Origin of the sequence: Vibrio marisflavi CECT 7928 (assembly GCF_921294215.1) — a bacterium.
In the GTDB taxonomy this organism is placed as follows: Bacteria; Pseudomonadota; Gammaproteobacteria; order Enterobacterales; family Vibrionaceae; genus Vibrio; species Vibrio marisflavi.
On the sequence record NZ_CAKLDM010000001.1, the window covers coordinates 308834 to 332050 of the forward strand.

General features: G+C 41.8%; 18 protein-coding genes. 5 read left to right on the forward strand and 13 right to left on the reverse strand.

All coding sequences use genetic code 11. The features are described 5' to 3' along the window. Window positions 1-196: 196 nt before the first annotated feature. Together L7A31_RS01400 and uhpT are read right to left on the reverse strand one after the other, a co-directional pair. Complete coding sequence (locus tag L7A31_RS01400; RefSeq protein WP_237359708.1) at window positions 197-1291, reverse strand: acetate and sugar kinases/Hsc70/actin family protein; 1095 nt, start codon at window positions 1289-1291, stop codon at window positions 197-199. Between the two features lie 81 nt (window positions 1292-1372). Then, entirely contained in the window at window positions 1373-2770 is a 1398-nt protein-coding gene (uhpT, locus tag L7A31_RS01405) for a hexose-6-phosphate:phosphate antiporter UhpT (RefSeq protein ID WP_237359709.1), read from the reverse strand. 338 nt (window positions 2771-3108) lie between these two features. Between uhpT and L7A31_RS01410 the strand changes: the two genes are divergently transcribed. Next, complete coding sequence (locus tag L7A31_RS01410; RefSeq protein ID WP_237359710.1) at window positions 3109-3954, forward strand: alpha/beta fold hydrolase; 846 nt, start codon at window positions 3109-3111, stop codon at window positions 3952-3954. Between the two features lie 60 nt (window positions 3955-4014). Here L7A31_RS01410 and L7A31_RS01415 read toward each other — a convergent pair whose 3' ends face one another. Both L7A31_RS01415 and L7A31_RS01420 read right to left on the reverse strand, forming a co-directional pair. Further along, window positions 4015-4698, reverse strand: coding sequence for a response regulator (locus L7A31_RS01415; protein WP_237359711.1), 684 nt, complete (start codon window positions 4696-4698; stop codon window positions 4015-4017). After that, a complete protein-coding gene (locus L7A31_RS01420) occupies window positions 4691-6295 on the reverse strand; it encodes an ATP-binding protein (RefSeq protein WP_237359712.1) in 1605 nt (534 codons plus the stop codon). Before L7A31_RS01420 ends, L7A31_RS01415 begins: the two co-directional genes overlap by 8 nt. Before the next feature lie 238 nt (window positions 6296-6533). On the opposite strand from L7A31_RS01420, the gene L7A31_RS01425 reads away from it, so the two are divergent. After that, window positions 6534-7829: a 2-hydroxycarboxylate transporter family protein gene (locus tag L7A31_RS01425; RefSeq protein ID WP_237359713.1), complete on the forward strand. Its 1296-nt coding sequence runs from the start codon at window positions 6534-6536 to the stop codon at window positions 7827-7829. A gap of 134 nt (window positions 7830-7963) precedes the next feature. On the opposite strand, the gene uhpC is transcribed toward L7A31_RS01425, so the two are convergent. The 7 genes from uhpC to L7A31_RS01460 form a co-directional block, all read right to left on the reverse strand. Beyond that, the gene (uhpC, locus tag L7A31_RS01430; RefSeq protein WP_237359714.1) at window positions 7964-9271 is read right to left on the reverse strand and encodes an MFS transporter family glucose-6-phosphate receptor UhpC; all 1308 of its coding nucleotides are present in this window, start codon (window positions 9269-9271) and stop codon (window positions 7964-7966) included. Between the two features lie 12 nt (window positions 9272-9283). Next, window positions 9284-10825, reverse strand: a complete 1542-nt coding sequence (gene uhpB / locus L7A31_RS01435; protein WP_237359715.1) for a signal transduction histidine-protein kinase/phosphatase UhpB — start codon at window positions 10823-10825, stop codon at window positions 9284-9286. After that, a complete protein-coding gene (locus L7A31_RS01440) occupies window positions 10819-11415 on the reverse strand; it encodes a response regulator (RefSeq protein ID WP_237359716.1) in 597 nt (198 codons plus the stop codon). The genes uhpB and L7A31_RS01440 overlap by 7 nt, the downstream gene beginning before the upstream one ends. 207 nt (window positions 11416-11622) lie before the next feature. Then, window positions 11623-12855 carry a DUF819 family protein gene (locus L7A31_RS01445; RefSeq protein ID WP_237359717.1) on the reverse strand — a complete coding sequence of 411 codons (1233 nt, stop codon included), beginning with the start codon at window positions 12853-12855 and terminating at the stop codon, window positions 11623-11625. Window positions 12856-13249: 394 nt separating this feature from the next. Next, on the reverse strand, window positions 13250-14056 hold the full coding sequence (locus L7A31_RS01450; protein WP_237359718.1) for an ABC transporter ATP-binding protein: 807 nt from the start codon (window positions 14054-14056) through the stop codon (window positions 13250-13252). A gap of 50 nt (window positions 14057-14106) precedes the next feature. Continuing rightward, a complete protein-coding gene (locus L7A31_RS01455; protein ID WP_237359719.1) occupies window positions 14107-15843 on the reverse strand; it encodes an ABC transporter permease in 1737 nt (578 codons plus the stop codon). A gap of 673 nt (window positions 15844-16516) precedes the next feature. Continuing rightward, window positions 16517-17524 (reverse strand): protein-tyrosine phosphatase family protein, encoded by a 1008-nt coding sequence (locus L7A31_RS01460; RefSeq protein ID WP_237359720.1) that lies wholly within the window; start codon window positions 17522-17524, stop codon window positions 16517-16519. Between the two features lie 445 nt (window positions 17525-17969). On the opposite strand from L7A31_RS01460, the gene L7A31_RS01465 reads away from it, so the two are divergent. Next, window positions 17970-18749, forward strand: coding sequence for a sulfite exporter TauE/SafE family protein (locus L7A31_RS01465; protein WP_237359721.1), 780 nt, complete (start codon window positions 17970-17972; stop codon window positions 18747-18749). On the opposite strand, the gene L7A31_RS01470 is transcribed toward L7A31_RS01465, so the two are convergent. Continuing rightward, on the reverse strand, window positions 18746-19138 hold the full coding sequence (locus tag L7A31_RS01470; RefSeq protein ID WP_237359722.1) for a hypothetical protein: 393 nt from the start codon (window positions 19136-19138) through the stop codon (window positions 18746-18748). The genes L7A31_RS01465 and L7A31_RS01470 overlap by 4 nt on opposite strands. Before the next feature lie 439 nt (window positions 19139-19577). Here L7A31_RS01470 and thrC point away from each other — a divergent pair, with 439 nt between their 5' ends. Continuing rightward, window positions 19578-20696 (forward strand): threonine synthase, encoded by a 1119-nt coding sequence (gene thrC, locus L7A31_RS01475; RefSeq protein ID WP_237359723.1) that lies wholly within the window; start codon window positions 19578-19580, stop codon window positions 20694-20696. On the opposite strand, the gene L7A31_RS01480 is transcribed toward thrC, so the two are convergent. Then, window positions 20693-21640: a LysR family transcriptional regulator gene (locus tag L7A31_RS01480; RefSeq protein WP_237359724.1), complete on the reverse strand. Its 948-nt coding sequence runs from the start codon at window positions 21638-21640 to the stop codon at window positions 20693-20695. The genes thrC and L7A31_RS01480 overlap by 4 nt on opposite strands. Before the next feature lie 152 nt (window positions 21641-21792). On the opposite strand from L7A31_RS01480, the gene L7A31_RS01485 reads away from it, so the two are divergent. Then, window positions 21793-23136 carry an MATE family efflux transporter gene (locus L7A31_RS01485; protein WP_237359725.1) on the forward strand — a complete coding sequence of 448 codons (1344 nt, stop codon included), beginning with the start codon at window positions 21793-21795 and terminating at the stop codon, window positions 23134-23136. Window positions 23137-23217 lie beyond the last annotated feature (81 nt).

The window sequence follows — 23217 nt, forward strand, 5'->3', positions numbered from 1 at the left end:
TATAAAGCTAAACTAAGAAGTAACCATAATTTAAGTGTTCATTGCTTTATTGATATATCCTAGGGGCCTTCTACCCCTAGGATATATACATGGTTCACTTATTCTCTGTTTTAGCTTATATATCAGGCTTTGTACTTATCAGCTATTTTACTTTACACAAATTATCCTGATTCTTTTTGAAAGAAGGTTTATGCCTTTACAATGTTGGAGAAAGAATCGGGCCTAAAGTCCAACTAATACTTTGGTCATTGATTTTTTTAGTAGGAGCAATTGCATTGTTGGCATCGGTCATTTGGTAGCCCCTAGACAACAATGTATATTGATACGCTGCATTAAAGCAGTACGTATAAAGATAATCATTAACTGCGTAACCTGCCGATCCATCAGTTAGGCTATTCCAATCGCTTTTACAGAATTTTTTACCCTCAACGGCTAGGTTTGCGATCGAGAAGTTGTCGGTTAGGTTAAGCTCTCCCGCGGTGTAATAGAAGCCAGCGATGGAATAGAAATCTTGAACAGGCATCTTAAGGCCCACTTTGGACTTCACACCGTGAACTTTTTGAATCAACTTGTTTGTGTGCTCTACGCAGCCATCAAAGCCGCCGTTACCAAGTTCACCATTTGGCAATGTATAGCCTTCTGGGAAGCAGTAAGGATCGTTCATAAATTGGCCTAATGCTTGATCTTGCCCCATCCCAAGGAAGCTGGTAGAAGAAAGCTGATAGCTGTGATTGCCACTATTTACAGTGATAGAGTCTGGACCATCTTGCTCGAAAGTAATTTGAGTAGAAGCACCGCCTAAATCCATGATACCTTTAGTTTCACTTTCGCTTTCCAAAGCGCCGTTAAGGTAGTTTGCAGCAAGCCACGCGTACGCACCTTCTGTTTGACCACTGATTGTTTTAACGCTGACGGTAGCGGCTGGGTAGCGAGTTTCAATCCAACTTTTTACTGATGCGTTGGTTTCATCTCTTTGCGGAGCAGAAATCAGCCTCATTCCCGCAGTCGAGTAAAAATCAATGCGCTCCGGAGAGCCAGAAACATTGGCAAACAGCTCAGTTAAGTAAGCGTCAAGATCGGTACTGCTGACATCCTGAATACCACCAGAAACCTTGGTACTGTCACTGCTATCAATGGTTGGGAATCCGTTACGTTCTGTGTCGTAGTGATATTGGTAGTCATAAAGCCTTGAGCCAGAACTACCAGCATCAATGACCAAAGTGTTTTCAGCGAAAGCAGATAGAGGAGATAACAAAAGTGCTGCGCTAATCGCTGCGGTTAGTTTTTTCATTTCTATATCCTTATTTTAAATTTGAAAAAATTCAGGGGCGGTTTAGCTGCCCCTGATTTATATTCCATTTGTTACATTGATTTAGCTTGCTTGGATGGCTTGCAGGTGTTTCTTTTTGGCTTTGCGAATTTTCTTTTCTTCAGCTACGGCTACAAAGGCCATCAATACCAAGCAACATGCAGCAGCCGTATCAAGTGCTGCGAAGGTTCCAGCCCAGCCAGTTAGGCCGAAAATTGGTGTACCGTCAGCAATCAGGCCAAGACCAAGTTTTGCGAAGCTGTCGCCAATTAGGTAAGCAAAAGTACCTTTAATACCATCTGCCGCACTTAGGCCTTTTTTCGGTACAAAGCCAATAGCTGCAACACCGATTAGTAATTGAGGACCAAAGACTAAGAACCCTAGAGCGAAAAGAGATGCTAGATAAGTAAACTCAGTATTCGCGTGTTGGTAGATAGATAGAGTAAAGATAATGAGTGCTAGCGAAACACATGAAGTAAGGCCACGGCGACCGTTTGCTAAGTCAGAGAGGAAACCCCACATTAACGTTCCTACAAGGGCTCCCACTTCAAACATTGTGAAGCCTTGAATAGCAACTTCTTTGGACAAGCCAAGTTCTTGATAGGCATATACAGTAGACCATTGGTCGATACCGATACGTACGACATATAGGAATACGTTGGCAAAGCATAGTAGCCAGATGACTTTGTTTTTTAACACAAACTCAACGAAGATTTGCCATTTAGTCATCTTGTCATCTTCAGCTTTTTGGTCTTCTTCACCAATTTCTTCATCAAACAACTCTTCTACAGGGCCTAAGCCGTATGCTTCTGGAGAGTCATTTCCCACGAACAAGCCGATACACCCGATTACTAGAGCAATTGCGGAAGGGAAGATAAACATACCAATCACATCGCCATTAAATAGGTAGTTTGCACCAAATAATGCTACCGCTGCGGCACCTGCACCACCGATGTTGTGCGACATGTTCCAAAGGCCAACGAATGAGCCACGTTTGTTTTTTGGCGTCCATTTGGTAATGGTTGTGACACTGTTTGAGCCACCGACACTTTGGAATAGGCCGCTTAGTGAGTAGAAACCGATCATGAAGATCAGGTTAATAAGTCCGCCGCCCATCGCGATACTAAAGCCAATCATAGCAATACCTGAGAGGATAAGCATAAACGGCAAAAACTGTTTGCTGTTCTTGCCATCGGCGTAGTAATTCATCACCGTTTTACCGATTCCGTAGGTAATCGAGAAGCCAAGGCCAATCAAACCTAATTCGGTCATCGACAGACCATATTTATTAATCATATCCACTTGGGCAATGTTGAAGTTTTTGCGAATAAAGTACATCGCCATGTAGCTGAGAAAGACAACAGCATACGAATACATAAACCGTTTGAGCCACATTTTTTTGCGGATTTCTAAAGGTAGGTCGAGGGTAGGAAGACGGACCTGTTCCAGGAATTTTAACATAACGATTTCCTATCTAAAGCAGAGGTTATTTTTATTAAAAGCTTGTCTGACAGGAATGCTAATCGTCCACGTATTAGAAGACATGAGAATTTTTCCTATAGGGATTAGGGAAATGACTTTAAAGGTGCAAAAGTGTGAGTTCAGTCTTGAATTGTTTCTATGAAAGAGTGGATGTTAGGCCATACAGCCTATCTGACATTAATTTTACCCCCAATGAACAGTCAGTTTTTCTATTTACTACATTATTCACTCTGTTGAGTAATTGCGAAGCAAATATTAGTTATTGCCCATATTACTCTTAGCCAATGTTTTACCAAGTATTTTCTAAGGAACGTAAAATGTCTGAAGTGCAATCAAAATATTTCTGTACCAATGACCACGTAAAATTGCACTACTTGCAAGCAGGTAGTGGGCCTGTTTTGATACTGTTACCCGGTGGTGGCTTTAGCGCCGAAGTATTTAGAAAGCAAATTGAAGTGTTAAGCCAACATTTCACTGTGATTAGCCTTGATAAAAGAGGGCACGGGCTGTCAGAAAAAGTAGAATACGGCTATCGAGTGAGCCGATTTGCAAAAGACTTAGATGATTTACTTAATCATTTACAAGTTGAAACGGCTCACTTCATCGCACACTCTTTAGGGGCAGCAATGATCTACAACTACGTAGATCTATTCGGGACAGAGCGAATTAACAAACTGATCGTCATTGACGAGCCGCCAGTGTTACTGGTCAACCCTGATTGGAGTGAAAATGAGAAAACTCAGTTGGGCGCTATCTATGAAGCAAATGGACTCCATCAGTTAACCAATCAGTTTTTGACAGCGAACCCGACTGAAATAGCGAGTAATATTGTCGAAGCGATGACAACGAAGTATGCGACGTCCGAGCAAAAGCAGTTCCTTATCAAGTGTATGGATATCCCAGGATTTGCCGCGAGTCGATTATACTTGAATAACATTTGCCAAGACTTTAGAGATGTAATCGGTAAGCTCAAACTGGAAACACTATTCATTACTGGCAGAGCTAGCCTTCACCCGTGGCAATCGCACGAGTGGATGAAAGAAAAAGTACCCGGCTCCCAATTAGTTGTGTTTGAAGAGCAAGAGGGAGGCAACCATTTTATGTTCGTCGAACAGCCAGATGCTTTTAACACTCTTGTTTTATCCTATTTATTGGATGGCTAGATTTTTAGTAGCTTGTGGTTATGTTAGCAATAAAATGTAAAGCGCTTGCTTAGGATAACTTTAGTCTCCATTGACTTGGTACAATCGACTGGGCCTTCCGCCGGTGTTGTAGTTTAAAATTAAGCTGATTTCGCCTTCGGATTCTAAGAATTCTAGGTAGCGCCTTGCTGTCACTCGGCTCACCTGCATTTTCTTGCCAATTTCATCGGCTGAAAAGTTATTCATCTTGTTTTGTTGAATCAGCTGTCTCACTGAAGACAGGGTTCTATCATCAATCCCTTTAGGTGTCTGTCGAGGTTTACTCAATGAAGATTTACCAAACAAGGAGTCAATATCGCCTTGGTTGAGCTCATTCTTTCCATCGAGTTGTTGGCGATAGGGAATAAAATCATCAAGTGACTGCATTACACGTGACATTCTCAATGGCTTTACAAGGTAGTCACAAACACCAAGTTGTACCGATTTTTTCACCGTCGAGCAGTCTTTCTCTGCGGTTGTGATAATGAAATCACACAGCGTATTTTTCTTGCGCTGCTCGCCGATAAACTCGACACCATTGCCGTCGGGCAGGCTAATATCGACGAAACAAAGGGTCGGTGTATAGAGTTCAAATTGCATCTTTGCGTCGGAGATACTTTCGCTCACCGCCACTACTTGAAATTGGGCATGCTGGTTGATGGTTGACTCTAGGGTATAGATTGCTCGAACATCGTCTTCGACGATCATCACGGGGATCTTATTCATAACTTTCTACGCTGTTTTTATCCAAGTAAATGCTGAAAATAGTGGTATTATGATCGCTTCGGTCCCATTCAACGCTGCCTTTAAAGTAGTCGACCCACTGTTTAACTAAATACAGCCCCACACCATTTTGCTCGTCGTTCATTTTGGATGTGACACCAAAATCGAGAATACTGTCGGCTAGCTCTGGACTAACCCCTACGCCACTATCTTCAACTTCTATAACAATTTGGCTGCCGCGGTCGCTCAAATACACGTTCAGCTCTGGCTCAGACTGTTCTCGGTTTTGCCACGCTGCAAGAAGCGCATTGTCTAGCAAGTTGCCGACAATGGTGACCAGCTTTTCAGATGCTGCTTTGGCATAGCTTTCTAGGCAGCTATCTTTGTCGATATTGAAACGCACATTCATATCGAGTGCTTTGTTGAACTTGGCTAGAATCAACCCCGCGACCACACTGTCAGAAAGTGAAGTAACGATATCGCGAATGACAGATTGATAGCAGTCGGTTTCTTGTTGGATAAACTCAATGGCTTCAGCGCTTTTGTCCATCTGCAACATACCGGAAATGACATTTAGCTTGTTCGAGTATTCATGTGTTTTACTACGCAGGATATGAGCGTAGTTCTTCATGTACAGCAGCTCTTTTTGCAATTCATTTTGCTTAAACTGAGTCAATAGCACTAATGCGTGCCCGGTTAGCTTCTTACTACTTCGAATAGGGTATAGGTTGGCGCGTATATCTATTGTTCCAATAGTAAAATCTTGCTGCTGGAAGCTATCTAGATTATGCAAAACAAAGTGACTGAGTTGAGTGGAAAACTGCGATAACGGCTGACGAATGCAATCGTATTTGCCAAGTTGTCCATTGGATAACAGCTTGATCGCATTGTCGTTGATGGTGGTGATGTTCATCTCGCTATCAACCGCTAATATTGCATCTTGAATACTGTCAAACACCAGCTCGTGCTCGCGAAATTTTCGTACTACGAATTCAGGTTCAAAATCCAAAAATGTGCGTTTCAGTTTGAACAGCAAAATTATCATCATGGTGACACACAAAATAAACACACCGCCAATCAGCAGCCCAATGGTGCCAAATTGCTGCATGAAAACTGTCGATGTTTTCTCAAGCAAGTAACCGATGCAGACCACACCAATCACTTTTCCTTGGTAGATTATGGGGGCAAAGTTTCGGATAGCTTTACCCATCGAGCCTTTGGAAATGGTGCTGTATTCCACCCCGTTATTTAAAGCGGTATAAATGTCTTCACCGACAAAATGATGCCCAATTTTTTGATTGTCGGGATGACTTAATCGAATAGCCGCTTTATCGGTTATGACGATGTATGAAGCATTGGTTTGTTCTCTAAGGTGTTCGATATATTGCTGCAACTCTGGTTGGGAGTTCGTAGATCTATCTTCCAGAGCGCCAATCACTATTGGATCCAGTGCGATGACTTTCGCAAGCTCCATGCCTTTTTGCTTGATACCGTCTTGATAAGAGGTTTGCATTAAGAAAAAAATCGCGGCAGTAACAGCAACAATAATTGCAAATGACGTTGCTGCTGTTGTGATAGCTAAATAATTCTTAATTTTCATGATTGTTCGAGTGCTACGGCGCCTGCTCTACGTGACGGTCTATTGTAGGGAGTTGTGCTAAAGAGATCATTCAAACATCGCGTCTTTTAGGGCGAGGGAGGGAAGAAAAACCACAATTTGAGAAGGCACTTACAAAAGTTACAAAACTACGATTAAGTTACCGAATGGTATGGTGCAATTTATCTTCTTGTTGCACGTGATAGCCTCCTTGCGACAATTAAAAAAGAGGCGATAAATAATGCACTCCAGTAATGTAGAAACAATAAATTTAAGTGAAAGAAAACCCTCAAATCTTGTGTTCTTTGTTATGGGCGCGTTGATTTTAACTGCCATATTAATGAACAAAATGCCAACAGGCATTATTGGTGCTGTGGGCGTTATGGCGGTGGTCGGCTATATCTTGAACGTTGTGGGAGACAAAACGCCAATTATCAATCAGTATTTCGGTGGTGGAGCAATAGTCATCATTTTTGGCTCTTCATACTTTTTTCATAGTGACGTTGTCGCGCCGGAAATTACTGCTAACGTCACCACGTTCATGAAAAGTGGTGGGTTCCTTTCTTTCTTTATTGCCAGTTTAGTAACTGGTTCTATCTTAGGCATGGACAGAGAGGTATTAAAGAAATCGGCACTGCGTTACATTCCAGTGATTTTAGGTGGCGTTGCTTGTTCGTTTCTATTCGCCGGCCTTGCGGGCTTTTTGCTTGGCGATGGTTTTTTCGATTCAATCATGCTGATTGCATTGCCAATTATGGGCGGTGGAATGGGAGCAGGCGCTGTACCGTTAGTTGAAATCATGTCTGGCAATACGGGTACGTCTGCCGAAATGTTAATGTCGAAGATGGTACCAGCTCTAGCTATTGGTAATGCGATTGCGATTGTGATGGCGGGTCTTTTAAATAAGCTGGGTAACAAATACCCATCGCTTACAGGCAATGGCAAACTGATGAGAGGCAACCAACAAGTTAAAACAGAACAAGAGGAAGAATCAGAAGGTGGAGTATCCATTGAATCTTTGGGTATTGGCGCTTTGATTGCAGTTTCGATGTTTTTCGTTGGCGTGGTGCTTTCGGACTATATCCCAATTCATACTTACGCAATCATGATCATCTTTGTCGCTATTATTAAAGTGGTCGGCGTAATGCCAAGAAACTTGGAAAAAGCGGCGCACTCTTGGTATCAATTTGTGGTGAAAAACCTTACGCCCGCTCTGCTGGTTGGCATTGGCGTCGTGTATACCGATTTAAACCAAATCATTAACTCACTGAGCTTGATGTACTTGCTGCTTGTGCTTGCAACAGTTGTTGGTGCGATTGTTGGCACTGGCATCATTGGCCGCTTAATGGGCTTTCATCCTATCGAAGCGTCAATCACTGCAGGTCTTTGCATGGCAAACATGGGCGGAACAGGCGATGTCGCAGTACTTGCTGCCTGTAAGAGAATGGAGCTTATGCCATTTGCTCAGATCTCTTCACGTATTGGCGGCGCGTTTATGCTGATTCTCGCGACATTGATTCTCTCTTTGTTGCAGTAGGGATGTTGAGAATTAAATAGGCGTTAACCAATGCGCAACCTTAAAATGAGCTGGGCTGGCTTAAGCCCAGCTCTATATTGGCATAGTCACTAACGCATTTAGCTGATCTTCGATCTACTTGTCTGATGACATAACTATGTTTGATGTTGATTGTTCAAGATAGGTAACAAGAAGATTCCAGCAAAGCCTGCAGCCATACTCAACGTGATAAAATAGCTTCCCCAAGACCAATGTTCGATGATAAGTGAGATAGGATAAGATGCGATAGCAGCACCTAAGTATCCGAACAAGCCAATGAAACCTGTTGCCGCACCTGGTGATAATTTATGTGAATATTCTGCTGCAGCCATTCCAATTAGCATCTGTGGACCAAAGACGAAAAATCCCACAATAAATAGTCCAATGGCTTGGGTTTCAAATCCGCCATAGGGTAATAGCCAAAGAGAAAATACAGAGACGACGATACCGAGAGAAAATAGGATATTCATCGGAGTACGATTGCCTGAGAAAAAGTGGTCAGATCCCCAACCAGCTACGAGAGAGCCAAATATTCCCCCGAATTCAAAAAAACTTAACACGGTGTTAGCTTCTAAAATGGAGTATCCTTTTTGCTGAACAAAATAGAGACTGCCCCAGTCGTTTATGGCAACACGTACAATGTAGACGGTAAAATAAGAGCCTGCTAATAACCATATATACTTATTCTTGAAAATATAGCGAGACAGAATAGTCCCTTGTTTTAAGTTGGGCTCAAGAGATTCATGGGTGAGTTCTTGCTGGTCTTGACGCCACTGCCCAATGCTCGGCAGTCCAAGTGTTTTTGGTCTACCTCTCAATCGCCAACACAGATACAGTCCAACTAAGACAGCGACTATTCCTGGAACTATCATAGCCCAACGCCAGTTGTGATGAAGAACTAATATACCAACCAAAATTGGGATGAGTGCACCACCAATATTATGTGAGGTATTCCATACTGACCACCATAATCCTCGCTCATTTCTAGAATACCAAGAGTTCAGAAGCTGCGCGCAAGATGGCCAGCCCCATGCTTGGAAAAATGCGTTTAGTAACCATAGCGTTGCCATAGTGAAAAGCGAACTACTTAGACCAAAAAATATATTTATAACGCCAGACGCAATTAGTCCGATCCCCATAAAATAGCGGGGATTAGAACGATCGCCAATAATGCCACAAACAAATTTTGAAATGCCATAAGTAAAATAGAACAGAGTACCTAGCATCCCGATATCAGACGTCTTTATACCCAGATCTGCGACGATGGCTGGTAATGCATAGTTGAAGTTCTTACGCGTAAAATAAAACACGGCATAGCCTAAGTACATATTGGCTAACAAGTGTAAACGCCAATATCGATACCTACTGCTTACAGACGCAATATGGCTATCAAATGTCTCGGTAGTTGTGCTTGAGTCGGTCATATTTGAACCATTTTATTTTGAGCTACTGCGAGTAAAAGGGAGGTTTATGTCTATATGTGTACCTGAAATGCTTGTGATGTTAAATGTCCCGCCTAAAGCTTCAGCACGTTCTCTTAGTCCACGGATACCTTGACCATAGTTAACTTTTTGAGGGTCGAACCCAGAACCGTCATCATGAATTGATAGTTGGTAATGTGAAGTGCTTTCGGTCAACGAAATTTCAACATTTTTAGCGTTAGCATATTTCAAGCAATTGTTCAGTGATTCTTGAATCATTCGATATATAGTGATTTCATGAACTTTGCTCAACGAGTGATTGCGAATGTTATAGGTTAGTTGGTGTTGAATACCTAGCTTTTCTATACACATAGCTACCAGAAGCTGCTCAATGGCAGGCTTGAGGCCTAAGTCATCCAGTGCTTTGGGCCGCAATCTGTGCAAAAGGGAATGAATAGTATCGTATACATTTAGAGCTGTACCCTGTATTAGTCCTATATGCTGCTTTAGCGTGTCAGAGGGCTTTAGCTTTTGCATAATCATAGCCTGCGTTCTTATTGCAGTTATATTTTGGCCAATGTCGTCATGCAACTCTTGCGCTATTTCATGTCTTATAGCTTCTTCACTGTTTACTAACTCTTTTGTTAATAGTTTATTTTGGTCTAGTTGCGAAGACAGTGACTGATTTATAGATGCCAATTTAGATGTAAGTAAACGTTGTTTAGTCATTGATAAGCCGACACCTAGCCCTAGTAGTGATTGGAACAACATAGACAACATAGTATCGGTGGCATTGATTGTGATGCCACTGTAGAACTCACTAACAGAGAGAAGTATTGCGTTTAAAATAGAGACTATTGCAGCGCCTTGCCAGCCAAAGCGATAGGCAAAGAAAATGAGTGGTATTTGAATTAAAATAAGCCTTAGCCTTTCTAGATCTAATGGAAGAAATAGTTGTATCGCTATACTGGAAGAAAACAGGATGACAAAAAGCAGGATTTGGCGTGTTTCAATTCTTGAGGAGGGGGAGTTAGTACGATTAGGAGCATGTGGAACCCATTGATTAGAAGCTAGAAAGTTTCTAATTAGATAGACTGCTGGAAACAACAAGACAAAAGCAGTGAGTGGCGCCAATAGCGATAAAGCCCCTATGCTATTTAGTTCGCCATAGATCCCAGTAATTGCCCAGCTCATTAAGCTTATACAAATGATAATTAAGCTGGCTTGGTGGAGAATAGACTTGGTCGTATTTATCCGTTGGTGGTACTCGACGAAAAAGTATCCGAGCAGAGCAATGGTAATAAGCGGTGGAAGAGCTGCGAAGGTCTCCTGTCCCATATCTAAAATTAGCCAAATTGTGATGATATGGGTTAATAGGATTGTCGGCCTGTTGTGTTTGCGTACACAAAGCAGCATAGATAGAAATAAGCCTGTTGGAAACATGAGTATTGCTTGCGAAGAAGTATGGGTAAAGTGGCTACTTATCCCAAACAAAGAAAAACAAAAAAATCCATAGCCCATTGCCCAGCAAGCATGTTCAAAAAACTTAGTTAACATGTCGACAGTACTTTACGTGACAATTCTACTGTGTTTTGTACATCCATTTTATCGAGTATATGGGCTCGATGAACATGAACGGTTTTGTAACTTAATCCTAGCTCTTCAGCAATGGTGGTGACTTTTTTACCCTCAACCAACAAGCTGCAAATTTGTCGCTCGCGTTTGGTGAGGTGACATAAGTTATCGCTTTGGTTTTGCTTTAGTTGTGCCGCTAGTTCAGGTGGTAAATAAGTGTTTCCTTGGTAGACACTACGTACAGCCGTCACCATTTCATCTGGACCACAGCGTTTGCTTAAGTAACCTTTTGCACCTCTCTGCAACGAGTCTTCAATCATCAATGGGTTGTCATGAACACTGAGCATAATTATCGAGCAGTGTTTGGAAATGGTTGGAATTAGTTCTAGCCCGTTGCCATCTGGTAGGGAAATATCACAGATTACGATGTCACAAGGGTTGTTTGGGATGTCCAGTGCTTCCTGCACACATGAGTACTCGCCACAAATTTCAATATCTTCTTCCAATGCTAACAATTGAGAAAAACCAGAACGTACAACAGGATGGTCGTCTACTAATGCTACTTTTATCATTATTAATTCAATTAATTCTTACAATTTGGTTATTGAGTACTATATATGGCGAGGCTAAAAGATTCTGGGTAGAAGGGCACTTTCTTGAAGGTTTTTTGCTGGTCTAGCTCAAGGTTTATCTTAAATGGGTAGTGAGGCGATCCCTTTCTACAGCGCCAATATGGTGGTTGGAGCTGTAGAATGAGAAAATAACTTGAAATGAATAAGTTAATTAATAAATCCAGCTGATACTTGCATCAGTAATCCGCTAATATACGCGCCATAAGTTCCGAGTGCATAACCTAACACAGCAAGCAAAATGCCCACTGGTGCAAGTGCTGGGTGGAAAGCGGCCGCAACGACTGGAGCAGATGCGGCGCCGCCGACGTTGGCTTGGCTTCCCACTGCCATGAAAAACAGTGGAGCGCGGATTAGTTTCGCAACCACAATCATCAACACTGCGTGAATCGTTAGCCAAGTGATACCGATAAAGAAGTAGCCTAGGTTATCGAATATCGCGGTGATATCCATTTGCATACCAATGGTGGCCACAAGAATATAGATAAATGCAGAGCCAATTTTCGATGCACCAGCGTGCTCTAGTTTTTTCGCCGATTTGAAGCAAGATGCAATCAGAGCAAATGTAGTCACCAAGACGATGAGCCAAAAGAAGCCAGAAGTCAGGCTATACTTTGAAAGCTCTGGCGCAGTGCGAGAAATCCACGGCGCAATTATGTCACTGAAGAAATGCGCTAGGCCTGTTAAACCAAAACCAATCGCGATGATCTTCATTGTGTCATTGGTTGAAATTGGGCGAGCGTTCTCTTTTTCGTACTTAGATACAGTGACCTTAAGTTCTTCAATTGCTGACGTATCGGCTTTTAGCCATTTGTCGACTTTCTTTTGTCGTCCAGCCATGATGAGCAAGATCGCCATCCAGATATTGGCACAAATCACATCGACTGTGATCATCGCTGAGAAGAGTTCGTTGTTAACATTGAATACTTCTTTCATGGCCGCTTGGTTGGCTCCGCCACCAATCCAAGAACCTGCGACTGTTGTTAACCCACGCCAAACGTCACCTTGAACTAAGTTCGGATCAAACTGATCGATAAGTAAGATTGCAATTGGGCCACCGATGATGATGCCAATGGTGCCAGTGAAAAACATGATCAGCGCTTTTGGGCCAAGGCCGATAATTTTCTTTAAATCAGCTGAAATGATCAGTAGAACTAGTGCTGCCGGCAGCAAATAGCGGCTTGCGACAAAGTAGAGCTTAGAATCACTAGGCGTGATGATGCCAAAGCTGTTTAATAGCGATGGTAGGAAATAGCAGAGTAACAGCCCAGGAATGAATGTATAAAACTTTTTCCAGAATGGGTTTGAGCTGTTTTCAGTGATGAATACACCACCTAATATCACGGCCAATAAGCCCATGATGACTGCGTCATTTGTGATCATTAGTAATTTTATCCTTATGTAAACGCCTTGCAAAAGCGTTCTCATCCGATGAAAAGGAAGGGACTATATCGAACTTAAAGTTTTGTGACAATTGTTAATGCTTTGTTTGTTTTGGTGTTTATTTTAGTGGGGTGTTGAATTTTTATATGTGCATTGGTGCATTTGTTGCGGGTAAGGGTTTATAGAGTGCGAAAAGGTGGTGATAGCATCTCATTTAATTTGAACAAGATATTTGCAGATTCACTTAATTGACTAGATGGGCGAAAAACAAACACGTGTTAACAAGTTGTTTCAGTGCTTACTTTGAGGAATGATAGTTCTAGTTGTCATATTGTTAGATCAATCACACTAAACGTTGCTTTAGTGTGATTGATCGGCTTAGGGTTCTATCGAATTAGTCGTTATGCATTAATTGGTCGATGATCTCTGTTTTTAAGGTTTTTAGCTCTTGGCTATCCATATCTCGTGGTCGAGCTTGGTTGATACGAATGTTCGACTTAATTCGGCCCGGATTGCTATCCATCACAATGACTCGATCTGCCATTGAAATAGCTTCTTCAACGTTGTGCGTTACGAAAACTATGCTTTTTGTCTTGAGCTGGTTGGAATCCCAAAGCGTAATGATGTCATCTTTTAAACGGGTAGCCGTGAACACATCGAGTGATGAAAATGGCTCGTCCATTAGCAGGATCTCTGGCTCTACGACCAATGCGCGAGCAATACCCACACGTTGCTTCATTCCACCAGAAAGCGCACTTGGAAATGTTTCTTCTTCGCCTTTTAATCCAATCATTTCAATTGCTTCACACGCTTTTTTATATCTAAGCGCTGGTGGCATACCTTGAGCTTCCAAGCCAAATGCGACATTGTCTTTTACGCTTAGCCATGGCAGTAAAGCAAAGCTCTGAAAAACCATTGAAACGTCGGCAACGGGGCCGTTCATTGGTACATCACAGTAGTGGACAGTGCCCAAAGAGGGTTGAATGAGCCCTGCAATGATTCTGAGCAACGTGGATTTCCCCGTACCTGAACGTCCGAGAATGGCGACCACTTCGTTTTCATGCAAATCAAGATGAATGTTGCTAAGCACTGTTTTTTGCTCTTTACCTTGTTCGAAGGTATGGGTGATTTCGTGCAAGCTCATCATTGTTTCTTTTTCATTGGTTAGAATTTGTAGTGCTTGGTTGTTGAATTTTGTCATGGTGATCTCCAAAAATTTTTGCTGAATACTTGTAAAAAACGAGTGAGTAATTAGCCAATCTTGTATCTGCGCTCTGCCATCTTGTAGAGCGGATTCCAGATAAAGACGATACAAATACCCACTAATACAGACATGGCGACACAGCCTAGAGCTGCCTGAGGTAGCGCATTGTCTATCGTGGCTTTGGAGATGTAATAACCAAGCCCAGAGGTATGAATCGTAGTTTGTCCCCATTGAAGCAGTTCAGCACAAATAGCTGAGTTCCATGCTCCACCCGCGGCACTGATGATGCCTGTTAGGATATAAGGGAAAATTGCTGGCAACATAAAGCGTAGCCACCAAGTTCGGCCTTTCAATTTGAATAAAATAGCAAGCTCGCGCATTTCTTGTGGTAGCGTTGAAACGCCCGCAATCACATTAAATAGCACGTACCATGTTGTTCCCATCATGATGAGTGGAATCGTCCAAAGGTTCAGCGACATATGTGTTGCCACTAAAGCAAGCGTGACAAATGGGAAGAAAATGTTGGGTGGCAACGCGGAACCAATTTGAATAATTGGCTGTGCAATTCGGGTAGCCTTCGGGCTAAGTCCAATCCATACTCCTGCTGGTACGCCAATAGCTAAACTGATCAGCATTGCGGCGACAACACGCAAAGTGGTTTCTAGCATCAAAGGAGCCATACCTAGAATCTCGTTTTTTGGCACGTAATTCCAAAGCTGATAGGTCCAGTCTGCACAGAAATATACGACTACGGCGTACCACAAGATGACACTGAGCTGCTTAAACCAATCAGGTAAAATCTGCTTGCGACGAGCACGTGGGAGGTAACGTCGTGTGCCATTGACTGCAATTTCGCCTAGGACTTTGAATGGTTGCATCAGTCTTGGCAGCATAACAGTGTTGCAAAGCAGATTGTAAAACCAAGAGGTGTTGTGTTGAGAAGTGGTGACAGACTCATATTTGAACTTCTCTGACCAACGAACCAGTGGACGGAAAAACAGCTGATCGAATAGCAGAATATTCAATATGATGGCAACTACCGCCCAAATGATCATTTGCACATTCGCAGTATCCAAACCGATTTGAATGAAAGTACCAATACCGTGCAATGGCATGTCTTTCCCGTGCAAAGGAATGATTTCAGATGCAACGATTGCAAACCAAGCGGCAGCTTGAGAAACCATGGTGTTCCACAGTAGGCCAGGAATTGTGTAAGGAAACTCTACGCGCCAAAACTTTTGCCAAGCATTGAGTTGAAAAAGTCTCGCAGCTTCATCGACTTCTTTCGGCACAATTCTTAATGTTTGATATACCACCAACGCCATATTCCAAGCTTGACCCGTGAACACACCAAAAATGGCGGCAGCTTCTAAACCCATGACACTGTTGGGAAATAGGTTGATAAAGATGATGGTGGAAAAGGTGATGAAGCCGAGCAGTGGCACGGATTCCATTATATTGATGAAAGGTAGAATGACTCTTTCTAAATGTTTGTTTTTGGCAGCTGCGACCCCTGCAACAATGGCAAAAATAAAAGAGAAAAACATACCAATGACTAGACGCATTGTTGTTCGCAGCATGTCATAAGGTAGCTCTGACAAATAGCCTTTTGTTTCAGGTTGAAATGCGCTTAGTGGACGGTGCATGTCGTGCCAGCCTTCTCGATATAGCACGATAAAAGCAACAAATATAATAAAGGCTATGATGTCTTTGCTATTAAAAGAAAGCGTTAATGGGTTAGAGGATTTATTATTTGGTATCTTGTTTTGTAATGCGATGGACATAAGGAGTCCTCCATTTTTTAAATGGATAATTAGATCTTTATTCTAATAATGATCGAAACTTAGTTGTTTTAGATAGGCGTTAGTAGTCCCTAGAAAATAGATTCTAGTAGACAAAAATTAACGATAATTAGCCTACAAAGCTAACGCCGTACCCTAAAATATTTGAATATAACTTGGGTTATATTTGGGGTGGTGGTTGTAGTGGAAAGAAGCGATGCATAATACTATTTCCGTACACTGGCCAGAGTTAATAAGTTAGGCCAAAACAATATGATAGCCATATGAAGGCCAAAGCCATCATATGTAATGTCTTTACGAGATACAGTTTTAGTTTCTACAAGGAGGTTGTAGAGGAGTATAGAGTTTGTACATCTTTTCTCCTTAAACTTTCGCTGATTGGTGGAAGTAACGTGATGAGTTACTGTTTGAATGCGGCACAGAATAAGCGAAAAAAAATAAATGTAAACCCTTTTTTTGTGATGTTTTAATTAAACTGTTCATGAACAGTTTGCGTTAATATAAGAAAAGTAGTTAGCGATAATATCTTTGATATAAAATATTTTACCTTTCAATTCCGAACATATGAATTATTTATCTATAGCACATTGCGGCGCAGCTCATGTGAGTTACGCCGCTACTGTAGACCTGAGCTACCTTAATACTTTAGCTCAATTTAGTTGCTATTGAGTTGAGTAATAAAGGGCAGCCCAGTTGCGTTCTTATCCATTCCATCAGTAGGTAGTTTTTGCAGAGACGCGAAAAAGTTACCAGTAGAGTTAATGGAGTTTTGTTTGATTGGTGTTAGGCAGTATCGTTTGTAGTCACTGTTTATTTGGTCAGCGTTATCTGCCCAGTTTTGGTATCCATCGATTTCACCTACTTTGTAGTAGCACAGCCAAAGGATCTGAGAAGTAGCCCAGTAGTTTGGATCGCGACCACAGCCTCTATCATAATCACTTTGATCATTTCGGTATGCGGTACCATTTTGGATAGGCCAATACCCATCGATAAGTGTTTTCAGAGAAGGCAGCGTTTTAGCGGCAATGATTGAGTATGCTGTTGCCATCATACCAGTACGGTCGCAACCAGAATGGCAGTGGATATAAAAAACCACAGGCATGTCTTTGTATTTGGTGTTAAGCATTTTATGCAATGCCACGGCACGTTTGTACAAGTTATCGTAGTTGAATGTGCTGCTGAACTTGCCTTGCGCATACCAAGGTGTATTTGGTATTTCTAATGTCTTAGTGATCGGAATGTGCTTGATTTTCACTGTTTTGCTTACGCTCACTGGTGGTACGTAAGAGCCAAGTAGAGGCCATGCGATGAATTTGCCTTCTGTTGGGTTGTGAACAAAGTACTGAACTTCAGCTAAATCGTTGCGTGCATCATTTGGGTTCAATGCAGGGTCAAGCAAGCTAATATCAACTAGGAAATATTGGCTAGGTAGTGCAGGTGTACCATTAGAAAGCTTAGCGTTGGCTAGTTTTTCTTTGAGAGTTGTCATATCAAATGTATAGGTTTTACCGTCTGCATTTTGATAGTCGGGTAAGTCTCCTCTAAAGATATAATTGCCTGTTTTTGCTGAATAATCTAAGAACTGAACGCTATCAAGCACAGCTTGAGCAAATGAGGTACTGCTCCAGAGTAGAGCCACCATAATACAAAGTAGTTTACGCATTGTTATTTGAGCCTTGGGGTTATTGAAATGCGGGCTAACTATATGAATATTTACGGTATAAAATACAGTAAAAACTTATAAAATAATCGCTTATTTTCATCCTTCAACTTATTGTTTGTGATGAATTTATTTACATGGTAAATGCATTGGTGTTTCTTGCTAAAAATATATAATTGTCTTTACTCAAATCTTTCTTTGTGAAAGAATTCGGACGATTTAATTGCTATCGTGATTAATTTATTTTTTCTCATCAAGTATTCGGAGGCCAAATGACTTTTAAACCATTAATGCCCCCGAGTTGTCTCTAGATTTATTTCTAAACAAAAATCCCCCTTTTTTGTAATCGTATCGCGACCTTTTGCCAGTCAACTTTGCTGTGCTGTCGCGCGTGAGAAATAAACACAATCGAAAGATCTTTGTGGGTTTTTCGAATTGGAGACGGCCAATGCTTTTTCTTGATTTAGCCTCTATGGCACTTATCGCTGGTCTACTAGTTGGACTTATTGGTGGTAGTGCAAGCCTCGTTCTTATTCCTGTCCTGCTAGCATTTTTTACACACATTTATGGTGATACTGGTGTTGCATTGCACTATGCTACCACCACGTCACTCGCTACTTCTTTGATTAGCAAGGTATTTAGCCTTTGGTTACATCATAAGCACGGCCGATTGAACTGGTCGCTTTACACTAGAATTGTTCCAATTTTGGCACCGGGCCTGATTGCGGGAGCTGTAGCTTCATATTGGATTCCAGAGAAATATGTTACGTTGCTTCTGGCTGCGATGATGGCACAAGTCGGCTATAGTATGTTGCCTGAACGTACACAGTTGATTGAAAACTATAAGTCTTTGTCTAAGAGAATGAGTGTCAAAATCGGCTTGGTATCTGGATTATTAGGTGTCAGTGGCAATGAGTTGACAGTCTCTTCACTAGTCAGAAGAGGTATTGATGTGAAATCGGCCTGCGCGATGGGTTCATTAATTAGCAGTTCGGTCTCTTTTGCATTGGTGGCAGTTGGCATGCTGAGTACGCCACAAACTGTTGATTCGGCTAGTCACTATCAAATTGGCTATTTGTATTTGCCAGCCATAGTCGTTTTAGCACCAGTCGCGACTGTTAGTGCAAAAGTAGCGGCTAGTTGGGCAACGAAATTGCGTAAAGAGCAGCTACAGATGTTGTTCTCAATTGTCATGTTTGTCTGTGCAATTAAGACTTATAGTTTTTAAACTTGGCCAACCTTATTATTTTTAGTGGCTGTTTTAGTTTGACTTGGAATTGCAATAAATGCCTGAGATGACTGCGCTTGTATGATTAACATTAACGGTGCAGTGACAATAGCGGTTGTCAGTATGTCTGACCATTGATATATATTTTGTTGCAGCATGAGTTCGATATAGCCAAATATTGATGCTGCTGCAATCCACCTAGATAAATGGCCGTGTACAATAAAAAAGCATACAAAGGCCAGTGCAATCGCAGTCTGAAAGCTATATTGACTTTCAAGGTTGGCCCATAATTGCCAATTTTGATCTAGCAACATAATCAGGTAAGCGCTGCCCAGCGACAATATAACCGTAATAGATTGAAATAAAGTACATTTAAAGTTTTTTGGCAAAAAAGCTTCTTAATATATATACGATGCACATGGTTGCTATAACCAATATGTATGCGTTAGCAAGTTTGTCCCATTGTTCGTAGCTCATAAATCTTTAGCACTCATTGTAGCGAATTCCCTTTTAAGCCGAGGGTACCCTATTGATTGTTAGAATATTTTTAGTATTAGAAAACCAAAATGTATGTCGAGGATCATCTAGCCAGAATTTTCCTATATACTGGAGAGTCTAGTAGGACTAGCACTTTTTTGTCTTTGTCAAAGGGCGGTTAAATGTCGTTTTGTCTCATATATAAGAAAAAATAAATCTAGCTCACATTCTTATATGCAAGTGAGGTATTGATTCCTTTGTGGAATCTAATCGATTCAAACGATTCGATTGTCGTTGAGCTTGTTTCTTTTTAAATTCAAAAAAACAATAAAACCTCTGTAAGGAAATAGAATGATATACACATGTATGAATTGCGGTCATGAACAACAAGCAAGCCCATTGACTATTCAGTGTCAGTGTGGGGCAGCTCTATGGGTAAAGCCTGAATCGCGATTTAAAAAGAGCAGCCTGATTACAGGGGACTTTTCAATGTGGCGTTACAGCAGCGCCTATTCCTTACAGCGAGACGATGTAAAAGTCAGCTTTGGTGAAGGTATGACACCTCTTGCGTCGGCAGAAATCGCAGGCATTTCTATTTTGGCTAAAATGGACTCTCAGATGCCTTCAGGATCGTTTAAAGATCGAGGCGCAGCGATGGTAGTGAACTATTTAAACCAGCTCGGAATTAAAAATATTGCCGAAGACTCTAGCGGTAATGGTGGCTCCGCATATGCAGCTTACGCAGCAAAAGCCAATATGAATTGCTATATATTTGTCCCTAAAGGAACCTCGCTAGGTAAGACAGTTCAAACCAGAGCTTATGGCGCGCATTGCATTGAAGTCGAAGGTGATAGAGAAGATGTCGCATTGGCTGCGAAGCAAAGTGTGGATACTCATAATTGCTCGTATGTTGGCCACAATTGGCATCCAATGTTTATTGAAGGTGTAAAGTCTATTGCTTACGAAACTTGGGAGCAGTGCGGTTATCAGGCTCCTGATAATTTTGTTGCGCCTGCTGGCAACGGTAGCTTATTGGCTGGTGCCTATCTTGGCTTTTCCGAGCTGCTTGAAGCAGGAGAGATAGATAAAATGCCACGACTATTTGGTATTCAAACTGAAGGTATTCAGCCGTTTGTTCAAACATTCAATCACTCTCCAATCAAGATTCAAGATATTGCCACAGTTGCAGAAGGGATCAAGATTAAGCGCTCATCACGCTTGGATGAAATTGTAGCTTTTGTTCGAGAGTCGAATGGCATGTTTATTAGTGTTGACGATCAGCAAACCATACAATCCCTCAAGAACATGGCAAAACAAGGTTTTTTCATTGAGCCAACGTCAGCTACGGCTTTTGCTGGGATAGAAAAGCTGGTGAAGCTTGGTGAGATTTCTGCCGAGCACAAGACGGTTGGAGTTGTAACAGGTAATGGATTAAAAGCGACCAGCACCATACAAACCTTGCTGGGTTAATCGACGACTCCTGTCCAGTGGTGTTTCTTAGCTAGCTGTTGTAATTGTGTGATTTCCGACTTAGCTTGTTCTTGAACCCACTGGATTATTTCGTCTATTAGTGGTGAATTGTTACGTTTGAAACAGAAATACTGCCAAGCACTGTATTGTATTTTTACTTGATCGGGACACTTTAAAAATCCACGTTGTAACTCAGGTAGAACCAGCAACAGATCCGTAACGGTCGCACCTTGCCCAGCTAAGCATGCGCTTAATGCGACATCCAGTGAATAGAAGGAAATGTCACGCACATTGTGCGAGGATTCAACATTTTGGTTTGCAAGCCAAAGCTTCCAGTCATAATGATCTAATGTCGAGTGAACCCTTGGCATAGCTAAGATTGATTGTAAATCTACCCTTTCTTCTGTTGAGCTTGTAGCGCAAACTGGCGCCATATACTCTTCACGCAAAAAAATCATGTTTGGTTGATTACGAAATACCTGGGGCTGCTTGGTACAGAATATGAGTAAATCATAATCGTTGGCGGTGACGCATGCTTCACCATCAAGCGATGGAATAATAATGATCTCGTAGTCTGGATATTTCTCATGCAGTTCATGGAGTTTGGTAATTAAGGTACGAGTCGTAAAACTTAAGCTCGCTTTAATGACTAAGCGCTGTTTATTTTGCAATTGCCAAGAGGAGATTAGGGATTCAATAGATTGAAAGTTCTTACCCAACACAAAAGACAATTCCTCCCCACGTTGAGTTAATTCTATTGCACGATGTTTTCTGACAATGAGAGCGGTATTGAGCTCCTCTTCTAGCTGCTTAATCTGCCTGCTTACCGCACTTTGAGTAACATTCAACTCATCAGCTGCCAACGTAAAGCTAAGCAGTCTCGCAACCGCTTCAAATGTTTTCAGCGCATGGTGAGAATAGGGGATATTCGGATACGGTGTCATATTCTTCTCGCATGAGTTTAATGAATGCAAGCATGGCATAAAAGTCAATTGAATGACAGAGCATAAATCATTACTGTTGCGCTATATATCAGGTGTTAAGAATGTAAATCTGAATAACAAGTCTATTAAATGAATAAATATACGGAGGCAAAATGAAGAAAATCATCTCTTTGGCATTACCACTTATTGTCTCACAGCTAATTGCTGTCGCATTAGTTTTAACGGATGTGTGGATGATGTCGCGTATAAGTGTAGAGGCGTTGGCTGCTGGTGGTTTAGGAGCTTCGGTATATACGTTTATTTTTGTTGTTTCCAGCAGTATTGTTGGTTGTGTAGCTAACTTGGTTGCAATTGCTTATGGGCAACGTGCTGCGCGACCAGAGTTTGCGAATAAGCAAATTCGATTGGCGGTAAAAGGCGCGGTGTTGCTGTCTGTCGTACTGACTCTTGTCATCAGCTTCCTATTTGCTTTTATTCCTCATTTGCTTATTTTGGCTGATCAACCCGCTGAGGTAATAAAAGGTGCCATGAGTTATGCAGATGCAATGAAGTGGGCATTGTTACCGTCGTTTTTATTGCTAGTGTTGCGCGGCTTAACGAGTGCGTTTGGTCGTGTGCGTTCAATTATGGTGATGTCACTTTTGACAGTGATTATCAATGTGCCTATCAGTTATTGCTTTGCATTTGTGCTTAATATGGGCCTTGCAGGTCTAGGTTATGGCTCTTCGTTGGCTGCGCTGATTGTTATGCTGGGTTATGGGATATGGGTGTTTGATAGACAAGAGTTTAAGAAATTTGCTCCTTGGCTAAATGTACAAGAGTACTCGATTAAGTTGATGAAGCCTTTGTTGTCATTAGGTATCCCTATTGCGTTAGCCGCGAGTTTGGAAAATGGCCTCATCTACGGTGGAACCTTGCTCGCCGGAACTATTGGTGTGATGGCTTTAGCGATACACCAGATTCTACTGCAGTGCTTAAGCTTTGCTTGGAATATCAACTTTGGTTTTTCTCAAGCTTCTGCAATCTTGGTTGGACAAGATTTTGGAGCAGATAACCCGGAAGGTATTAAACAAACTTCAATTAAAAGCTTTGTCTTAGTAACAGCGCTAAGTGGCGTGCTATCTGCCATCTTTATTATATGGCCTGACTTTATTCTAGGAATGTTTGGCGTAGAGGCTTCCAATACTGAGCTAACTCGTATGTTCGCTTCTGTAATTTGGGTGGTAGCGCTTTGTTTCGTGGTAGATGGTTGGCAGTTGTTGGCAATTAACCTGCTTCGTGGGATGAAAATAGTTAATCGTCCGACAATATCGACCGCTGTTGGGTATTGGTTATTTGGTCTACCTTCGGCTTGGTATTTGATGTCTCATATTGGCCTAGCAGGTATATGGGCTGGTATTGGTGTCGGGTTGGCAGTGACAGGCGTACTGTTGCTGATACAGCTAAATAGCGCTATCCACAAACAGAGTCACAGCCATCGTCTTGCGCAAGCATAGTAAACGCTAGATCAGGCTTATTCTCTTTCTCAAACTGCTAACTTCAAAGGCGCTACTTTTGTGGCGTCTTTGCCTTTTTTC

What these genes read in the sequence shown, in the direction of transcription:
- L7A31_RS01400 (WP_237359708.1), bottom strand. Translation starts at nt 1,291, where the DNA reads ATGAAAAAACTAACCGCAGCGATTAGCGCAGCACTTTTGTTATCTCCT.
- uhpT (WP_237359709.1), bottom strand. Translation starts at nt 2,770, where the DNA reads ATGTTAAAATTCCTGGAACAGGTCCGTCTTCCTACCCTCGACCTACCT.
- L7A31_RS01410 (WP_237359710.1), top strand. Translation starts at nt 3,109, where the DNA reads ATGTCTGAAGTGCAATCAAAATATTTCTGTACCAATGACCACGTAAAA.
- L7A31_RS01415 (WP_237359711.1), bottom strand. Translation starts at nt 4,698, where the DNA reads ATGAATAAGATCCCCGTGATGATCGTCGAAGACGATGTTCGAGCAATC.
- L7A31_RS01420 (WP_237359712.1), bottom strand. Translation starts at nt 6,295, where the DNA reads ATGAAAATTAAGAATTATTTAGCTATCACAACAGCAGCAACGTCATTT.
- L7A31_RS01425 (WP_237359713.1), top strand. Translation starts at nt 6,534, where the DNA reads ATGCACTCCAGTAATGTAGAAACAATAAATTTAAGTGAAAGAAAACCC.
- uhpC (WP_237359714.1), bottom strand. Translation starts at nt 9,271, where the DNA reads ATGACCGACTCAAGCACAACTACCGAGACATTTGATAGCCATATTGCG.
- uhpB (WP_237359715.1), bottom strand. Translation starts at nt 10,825, where the DNA reads ATGTTAACTAAGTTTTTTGAACATGCTTGCTGGGCAATGGGCTATGGA.
- L7A31_RS01440 (WP_237359716.1), bottom strand. Translation starts at nt 11,415, where the DNA reads ATGATAAAAGTAGCATTAGTAGACGACCATCCTGTTGTACGTTCTGGT.
- L7A31_RS01445 (WP_237359717.1), bottom strand. Translation starts at nt 12,855, where the DNA reads ATGATCACAAATGACGCAGTCATCATGGGCTTATTGGCCGTGATATTA.
- L7A31_RS01450 (WP_237359718.1), bottom strand. Translation starts at nt 14,056, where the DNA reads ATGACAAAATTCAACAACCAAGCACTACAAATTCTAACCAATGAAAAA.
- L7A31_RS01455 (WP_237359719.1), bottom strand. Translation starts at nt 15,843, where the DNA reads ATGTCCATCGCATTACAAAACAAGATACCAAATAATAAATCCTCTAAC.
- L7A31_RS01460 (WP_237359720.1), bottom strand. Translation starts at nt 17,524, where the DNA reads ATGCGTAAACTACTTTGTATTATGGTGGCTCTACTCTGGAGCAGTACC.
- L7A31_RS01465 (WP_237359721.1), top strand. Translation starts at nt 17,970, where the DNA reads ATGCTTTTTCTTGATTTAGCCTCTATGGCACTTATCGCTGGTCTACTA.
- thrC (WP_237359723.1), top strand. Translation starts at nt 19,578, where the DNA reads ATGATATACACATGTATGAATTGCGGTCATGAACAACAAGCAAGCCCA.
- L7A31_RS01480 (WP_237359724.1), bottom strand. Translation starts at nt 21,640, where the DNA reads ATGACACCGTATCCGAATATCCCCTATTCTCACCATGCGCTGAAAACA.
- L7A31_RS01485 (WP_237359725.1), top strand. Translation starts at nt 21,793, where the DNA reads ATGAAGAAAATCATCTCTTTGGCATTACCACTTATTGTCTCACAGCTA.